A 7,210-nucleotide genomic window follows, 5' to 3' on the forward strand; every position below is an offset into this window, starting at 1 on the left:
TGGAAGCCACCAATCGACCTACCTGTGTGATGATATTCGGGTTCGCCCCACTCGCGAGCAGCTGCTGCACACAGTCGGAGTACCCCATTGAGCATGCAGTGATCAGCGGGGTGTCGCCATCTGAATCGCAGGTGTCAGGATCAGCACCAAAATGGACTAGAGCCGCAATGGCTGTGGGATGGTCGAGACCGGCAGCAACGTGCAGCGGCGTCCAGCCGTTCGCCGGAGGCCCGACGTGGCCTCTCCGCAACCGCCCCCGAAACGAGTTCTGAGGCCCTCCAGACCTCGGCGCCTGCGCCTCTGGTCACGTCCTCGGCGCCCTCCCGCATGGCTCTGACGGCGCAGGTTTCTGCCCTTCCAGGCGGCGAGGACCCGGCGAAGGACAAGGATCTCGACCTGAAGGCCGTAGTGGCCAGGGTCCCTGGCCGCGAGGCCGCCGAGGCCGCCGCGCTGGCTCCGGCCACCGCCGAATTCCGTCCGGCACCGCCGGCCCAGGCTCTTCCTGTGCGCTCAACCCCGGAAACGGTCGCCGCCCTCGCCGTCCAGACGGCTCGCAAGCTGGACGACGGCGTCACCCGGTTCGACCTGGAGCTCAACCCCTTGGGCCTTGGCCGTGTCGACGTCCGCCTGGAGATCGACTCGTCCGGGCGGATCCGCGCCGCCTTCACCTTCGAGACCTCGCATTCTGCGCGGGAGCTCAGCCGTCGGGCTGAAGACCTCCAGCGCAGCCTCGAGACCTCGGGGTTTAACCTGTCCGGGGGCCTGTCCTTCGACGTCGCTGGTGACCGCTCCCAGGGCCGGTCGTCCGGATGGGGCGACGGCCAGGATGGACGGCCCCAATCGTCGGCGCCCCCCGAACGCGAGGCGCAAGCCAACACCCTTCCATCCCCCTCCAGCCCCCTCGCCGGGCGCGGTCTCTCACTCCGCGCCGGCGTAGACATCAGGATCTGACCCATGGCCGTCACTGCAGCGACAGGATCTCAGGCCGCCGGACAGGACATAGGCGCCCTTGGCAAGGCCCAGCTGTCCAGCAGCTACGACACCTTCTTGAAGCTACTGACCACCCAGATCCAGAACCAGGATCCCCTGTCCCCCCTCGATTCCAACCAGTTCACCCAGCAGCTGGTCCAGATGACGGGGGTGCAGCAGCAGCTCTACTCCAATGACCTCCTCAAGCAGCTGGTCGGGAACACCGGAACGGGCATGTCCCAGGCGGTTTCCGTCCTCGGGCGGGAGGTCTCCGCAGACTCGGCCACCACTGGCCTGGCCGGCGGCAAGGCGACCTGGGCCTACAACCTGGGCCGAGACGCCGCCTCCGTGAAGGTCGAGGTGTTGGACGCCAACGGCCGGACCATGGCCGTCGCCTCACCCTCCGGCGTCTCGGCGGGCGATAACACATTCACCTGGTCGGGAACCGACCTTACGGGCCTGAAGCGGCCGGACGGCGGTGAGTACACCCTCCGCATCACACCGATGGACGCCTCCGGCGCCACCATCACTTCACGGGTCTTCCAGCGCGGCGTCGTCACGGGCGTCGAGCAGGTGAACGGAAAACCCGTCCTCTCCATTGGCGGCGCAAAGGTCCCCTGGACCGCCGTCACCTCCGTCCGGCAGCCCGCCTAGGCCGCCACCATAATCCTTAAACTCGACACCCCGGGAAAGCAGACACCATGAGCATCAACAGCGCCCTCCTCGCCGGCGTCTCCGGTCTGATCGCCAACTCCTCGGCCCTGGCCGCGATCTCAGACAACATCGCCAACACCAACACCACCGCCTACAAGCGGACCCAGATCAACTTCGCCAACGTCGTGACCTCACAGGTCGTGAAGGGCCGCTACTCCGCCGGCGGGGTAGAGGCGATCACCCGTCACTTCATCGGCGACCAGGGCCTGATCCAGCCGGCGGCTTCGCCTACCGACCTTGCCATCGCCGGCAATGGCTTCTTCGTGGTGACCGACAAGGGCACCGGAGTGACAACCCAGGATCCCCGGTATTTCACCCGATCAGGCTCGTTCAGCGTCGATGCCGATGGCTACCTGGTCAATGACTCCGGCTACTATCTCCAGGGTTGGCCGGCGGACGCCACCGGGACCATCGTCACCGATCCTTCCGACCTGAGCCAGATGAACTCGATCAACATCAAGGACCTGGGGGCCCAGGTCCTGCCGACCTCCGAAATCCTCATTAACGCCAACCTCGACAAGCGGGGCATCACCGGCTCGGTGGGCGACGCTACCTACGCCGGTGGCACCGCCTTCTCCCTGGCCGACTACGCCAACAACCCCGCCACCGGCACCAAGCCTGACTTCACCTTCCAGATGAACATCATCGACTCCGGTGGCGGCAGCCGTCGGGTGGCCATGGCCTTCCTGAAGGACTCGGCCGCCGCCAACTCCTGGCACGCGGAGATCTACTCCGTACCGGCCAGCGATGTCGCCGGTGCCGCGCGTCCGGGCCAGATCGCTGCGGGGTTGATGACATTCCAGTCAGATGGCTCCTTCGATGAAGCTAACTCGACCCTCTTCGGGGGGCTCGGCAATCCGCCGAACATCGCCCTCGCCGCCTCCTCCGCCGGCGCGGGCCTCAGATGGGCCTCCGGCCTGGGCATCAACGCCGCCAGCATCGACATGGACCTCACCAAGTTCACCCAGTTCTCAGCCACTTCTGCGGTCGCCTCCATCAACCCCGACGGCGCGCCCCTCGGCAATGTGTCGGGCGTCGAGGTCTCGGAAGACGGCAAGGTCACGGCCATCTTCGACAACAACCTGGTCCGTCTGGTGGCCCAGATTGGCCTTGCAACCTTCGCTAACCCCGATGGCTTGAACGCGGTGGCCGGCAACGCCTATTCCCAGTCGACCCGGTCCGGCGAGTATTCTGTGAAGGAGCCGCAACTGGGCGGCGCCGGTTCTATTCAGTCCTCATCCCTCGAGGCCTCGAAGGTCGACCTGTCTGCAGAGTTCACAGGGCTCATAACTACCCAAAGAGCATATTCCGCATCTTCAAAAATCATCACGACCGCCGATCAGATGCTGGAAGAACTTATCAATATGAAGAGATAAGTCTTGAGGTTAATGCGATTTAACATCGCAACACATCTTGACTGTATCTCTTTAATACATGGGGGTAGCTGTGATTATCAGTTTATTTACTACGATTTTTCATCGGACGTTATGCCATGCCGGCCAGACTGGTCCCAAGACCTGATGGTGGGAAGGGCGTAAAGCCATGTATCAACAACAACAGACACAGCTGCGGACCAACAGCCGGGGGGAGGCCTATGTCATCGGGCCGACCGGCTCACAGCTGACCATACGGGACCTGCCGCCGGCAGACACCGGGCGCTGGGTGATCCGCCGCAAGGCCGAGGTGGTGGCCGCCGTCCGTGGCGGTCTCCTCAGCCTCGAACAGGCCTGCGAACGGTATTCCCTGACCCAGGAAGAGTTCCAGGCCTGGCAGAAGTCCATCGAGAAGCACGGCCTGGCCGGGCTAAGGACCACGCGGATTCAACAGTACCGCTGAGTTTCCGTCTCCCCCCAATCCCCCGGGAGACGATCGGGCGGCCGCATCCCCACCCCCGGGATGCGGCCGTCTCGCGTTTCACAACGCCCCGTTCACGCCGATCTGTCAGGCGCGTCACCCAGCCGCTGGACCCGGATCGAGATCCGCTCGCACTCGCCGGCGCGCCGCTCCACCAGCAGCCGGGCCACCTGGGCGTCGTCGTGGAAGACATAGCCCTTGATGGCGTCCAGCAGGGCCTTGGCCAGGTTGTCCAGGTCCATCCACGGCGGATCGCCCACATAGTCCATGACGATTTCCACCGAAAACTCGCCCCAGGCCGGCCGGCCGCCACGCCAGGCCTTGCGGAAGAACTCGTAGATCAGCGGTTTGTAATAGCGGCTCTGGGTGGTCAGGCCGTCGACGACCACCTCGATGGCGCCCTCGTGCTCCCGGGCGCGCACCTTGCCGTGATGGGTCCAGCCCGCGTCCATGGCCATCCTCCGGCGGCGGCCGCCTTGAAGTCTGGCCGGGCTCCGCTAAACCGGGCGCACATTCGACCGGAGGCCCGCCATGAGCAAGACCCGCACTGAAACCGACACCTTTGGCCCCCTTGAGGTCGACGCCTCCGTCTACTGGGGTGCCCAGGCCCAGCGCAGTCTCGGCAACTTCAAGATCGGCTGGGAGAAACAGCCCCTGCCGGTCGTCCGCGCCCTCGGCATCGTCAAGCGCGCCGCCGCAGAGGCCAATATGGAGCTGGGCCGGCTGGATCCGAAGATCGGCCAGGCCATCGTCGCCGCCGCCCAGGAGGTGATCGACGGCAAGCTCGACTCCCATTTCCCCCTGTCGGTCTGGCAGACCGGCTCGGGTACCCAGTCGAACATGAACGCCAACGAGGTCATCTCGAACCGGGCCATCGAAATGCTGGGCGGGGAGATGGGGTCCAAGTCCCCCGTCCACCCCAATGACCACGTCAACATGAGCCAGTCGTCGAACGACACCTATCCCACGGCCATGCACATTGCCGCCGCCGAGCAGGTGCACCACGACGTCCTGCCGGCCCTCGAACACCTGCTGGCCGCCCTGCGGGTCAAGCAGGCGGCCTTCGATCCCATCATCAAGATCGGCCGCACCCATACCCAGGACGCCACCCCCCTGACCCTCGGCCAGGAGTTCTCCGGCTACGCCCAGCAGGTCGAAAACGGCGTCAAGCGCATCCGCCTGGCCCAGCCGGGCCTGCTCGAGCTGGCCCAGGGCGGCACAGCTGTCGGCACTGGCCTCAACGCCCCCGTCGGCTTCGCCGATCTGGTGGCGGCCAAGATCGCCGCCATCACCGGCCTGCCCTTCGTCTCGGCACCCAACAAGTTCGAGGCCCTGGCCGCCCACGACGCCATGGTCTTCAGCCACGGTGCCCTCAACACCATAGCCGGCTCCCTGTTCAAGATCGCCAACGACATCCGTTTCCTGGGCTCCGGCCCCCGGTCGGGCCTGGGCGAGCTGTCCCTGCCCGAGAACGAGCCCGGCTCGTCCATCATGCCGGGCAAGGTCAACCCGACCCAGTGCGAGGCCCTGACCATGGTCTGCACCCAGGTCTTCGGCAACCACGCCACCCTGACCTTCGCCGGCGCCTCGGGCCACTTCGAGCTGAACGTCTTCAACCCGGTCATGGCCTATAATTTCCTGCAGTCCTGCCGCCTGCTGGCCGACGCCGCCGTCTCCTTCACCGACAACTGCGTGGTCGGGATCGAGGCCCGCGAGGACAACATCAAGGCCGCCCTCGAGCGTTCCCTCATGCTGGTCACGGCCCTGGCGCCCAAGATCGGCTACGACGCAGCGGCCAAGATCGCCAAGACCGCCCACAAGAACGGCACCACCCTGCGGGAAGAGGCCGTCGGCGGCGGCTACGTGACCAACGAAGAGTTCGACGCGGTCGTCCGGCCCGAGAACATGATCTCCCCGGGCTGATGCAGGTCGTCCGCCTCCAGGACGGGCTTCCGGAGGATTTCGACCGCCTGCGGGCTGCGGCGGCGGCCGATGGCTGGCGGCACATGGACCGGCTGGCGGCGGAGGTCGCGGCGGGTGCCCCCGTCTTCCTCGCCCTTTTCGCCGTCCGTCAAGGCGGCAGCCTCGCGGGGATTGGTGGCCTGACGCAAGAGCCCATGCCGGACGATGGCCCCCCCGCCCTGCGCCTGCGCCGCGTCTTCGTCCATCCGGATGCCCGCCGGCAGGGTGTCGGCCGCACCCTCGCCTCGGCCCTGATCCAGGAGGGGCTGGACAGCGTCCGCCGCCTCACCGTGCACACGGACGATGTGCGCGCAGAGGCCTTCTGGCAGGCGCAGGGGTTTACGCCCGTATCGGGGAAGGCCTGGAACCTGGAATTCCAGGGCTGAGCCCGGGTGCCTACATCCGTCGCCAGACGGCGAAGTCGGCCAGCTCCATCATCGCCGCCTTCCATCCGTCCGTGCCGTCGAACTCCGACAGGGCCGCCTTGGCCTCGGCGGCGTAGGTCTCGGCCAGGGCCAGGGTCGATTCCAGGGCGCCGCAGCCGGCGATTAGCGTCCGGGCCCGCTCGAAGTCCGCCTCGGTCTGTTCGCGCCGGCCTACCGCACGCTCCCAAAAGGCCTGTTCCGCCGCGCCCGTCCGGGCCACGGCCAGGATCAGCGGCAGGGTCGCCTTGCCCTCCCGGAAGTCGTCGCCGGGGTTCTTGCCCAGGGTGTCGCTGGCCCCGGAATAGTCCAGGGCGTCGTCCACCAGCTGGAAGGCCAGGCCCAGGTTCTGGCCAAAGCGCCGCAGCCTGGCGCAGTCGCTCGCCCCGGCCCCGGCCGACACCGCCCCGGCCTCCGAGGCGGCGGCGAAGAGCTCGGCGGTCTTGGCGCCAATGATCTCCAGATAGGTCTCCTGGGGCAGGTCCAGGTCGTGAGCGCGGGTCAGCTGTAGCACCTCGCCCTCGGCGATCACCCGGCTGGCCCGGGCCAGGATTTCCAGGGCCGGCATGGACCCGGCCTCGACCATCAGCTCGAAGGACCGGGCGAAGAGGAAGTCGCCTACCAGCACGCTGGCCGGGGCACCCCAGATCAGGTGGGCCGCCACCTTACCCCGCCTCAGCTCGGAAGAGTCGATGACGTCATCGTGCAGCAGGGTGGCCGTGTGGATGAACTCCACCGCCGCCGCCAGGTTCAGGCAGGCGTCGTCCTTCGCCCCCGCAAGGCGGGCCGCAGCGATGGTCAAGAGGGGCCGCAGGCGCTTGGCCGATCCGCCGATCAGGTGCTCGGCCAGGGCCGGGATGACGGGAACGGGGCTCTGCATCCGGTTGCGGATCAGGCCGTCCACACCTTCCATGTCCCGCCGGGCCAGGCGGGTCAGCTCCGCGATGGAGGGCGCGCTGCGGGCGACCGGGTCGGCGGCATGCGTTGCGGAAGACATGCCGCACGCGATAAGGCAGGCGTCTCGCTGGCACAATGCCAAACCGGGGTTTCGGCGGAATCGGATGACGGACCTGACCCAGTCGGATGCAGTCCTCGGAGGCCGGGTTCGGCTCCTCCAGTCTGTCCGCGGCTATCGGGCGGGCATGGATGCGGCCCTGCTGGCGGCAGCCTGTGACGCCCAGCCGGGCGAGCGGGTGCTGGACCTCGGCTGCGGCCCGGGCGCGGTCATGCTGGCGGCGGCGGTCCGGCGGCCGGACGCGCACTTCACCGGGATCGAGGCCGACCCCGAC

General features: G+C 67.1%; 9 protein-coding genes. 7 read left to right on the forward strand and 2 right to left on the reverse strand.

From position 1 onward, the window contains the following. Positions 1-327: 327 nt before the first annotated feature. The 4 genes from WCJ52_RS10200 to WCJ52_RS10215 all read left to right on the forward strand — a co-directional run bounded on the left by WCJ52_RS10200 (position 328) and on the right by WCJ52_RS10215 (position 3,519). Positions 328-951, forward strand: a complete 624-nt coding sequence (locus WCJ52_RS10200; RefSeq protein WP_336903198.1) for a flagellar hook-length control protein FliK — start codon at positions 328-330, stop codon at positions 949-951. A 3-nt stretch (positions 952-954) separates the two neighbouring features. Beyond that, complete coding sequence (locus WCJ52_RS10205; protein ID WP_336903199.1) at positions 955-1,623, forward strand: flagellar hook capping FlgD N-terminal domain-containing protein; 669 nt, start codon at positions 955-957, stop codon at positions 1,621-1,623. Positions 1,624-1,670: 47 nt separating this feature from the next. Further along, entirely contained in the window at positions 1,671-3,059 is a 1,389-nt protein-coding gene (locus WCJ52_RS10210; RefSeq protein ID WP_336903200.1) for a flagellar hook protein FlgE, read from the forward strand. A 166-nt stretch (positions 3,060-3,225) separates the two neighbouring features. Next, positions 3,226-3,519, forward strand: coding sequence for a DUF1153 domain-containing protein (locus tag WCJ52_RS10215; protein ID WP_336903201.1), 294 nt, complete (start codon positions 3,226-3,228; stop codon positions 3,517-3,519). Between the two features lie 92 nt (positions 3,520-3,611). Here WCJ52_RS10215 and WCJ52_RS10220 read toward each other — a convergent pair whose 3' ends face one another. Continuing rightward, positions 3,612-3,995, reverse strand: a complete 384-nt coding sequence (locus tag WCJ52_RS10220) for a RusA family crossover junction endodeoxyribonuclease (RefSeq protein ID WP_336903202.1) — start codon at positions 3,993-3,995, stop codon at positions 3,612-3,614. 73 nt (positions 3,996-4,068) lie between these two features. Between WCJ52_RS10220 and fumC the strand changes: the two genes are divergently transcribed. Together fumC and WCJ52_RS10230 are read left to right on the forward strand one after the other, a co-directional pair. After that, positions 4,069-5,460: a class II fumarate hydratase gene (gene fumC / locus WCJ52_RS10225; RefSeq protein ID WP_336903203.1), complete on the forward strand. Its 1,392-nt coding sequence runs from the start codon at positions 4,069-4,071 to the stop codon at positions 5,458-5,460. Further along, on the forward strand, positions 5,460-5,885 hold the full coding sequence (locus WCJ52_RS10230) for a GNAT family N-acetyltransferase (RefSeq protein WP_336903204.1): 426 nt from the start codon (positions 5,460-5,462) through the stop codon (positions 5,883-5,885). Before fumC ends, WCJ52_RS10230 begins: the two co-directional genes overlap by 1 nt. Before the next feature lie 10 nt (positions 5,886-5,895). Here WCJ52_RS10230 and WCJ52_RS10235 read toward each other — a convergent pair whose 3' ends face one another. Then, complete coding sequence (locus tag WCJ52_RS10235) at positions 5,896-6,918, reverse strand: polyprenyl synthetase family protein (RefSeq protein ID WP_336903205.1); 1,023 nt, start codon at positions 6,916-6,918, stop codon at positions 5,896-5,898. A 64-nt stretch (positions 6,919-6,982) separates the two neighbouring features. On the opposite strand from WCJ52_RS10235, the gene WCJ52_RS10240 reads away from it, so the two are divergent. Continuing rightward, a partial coding sequence (locus WCJ52_RS10240) for a methyltransferase (protein ID WP_336903206.1) occupies positions 6,983-7,210 on the forward strand: 228 nt, incomplete at its 3' end.

This window comes from Phenylobacterium sp. (genome assembly GCF_037138395.1).
Lineage (GTDB): Bacteria > Pseudomonadota > Alphaproteobacteria > Caulobacterales > Caulobacteraceae > Phenylobacterium.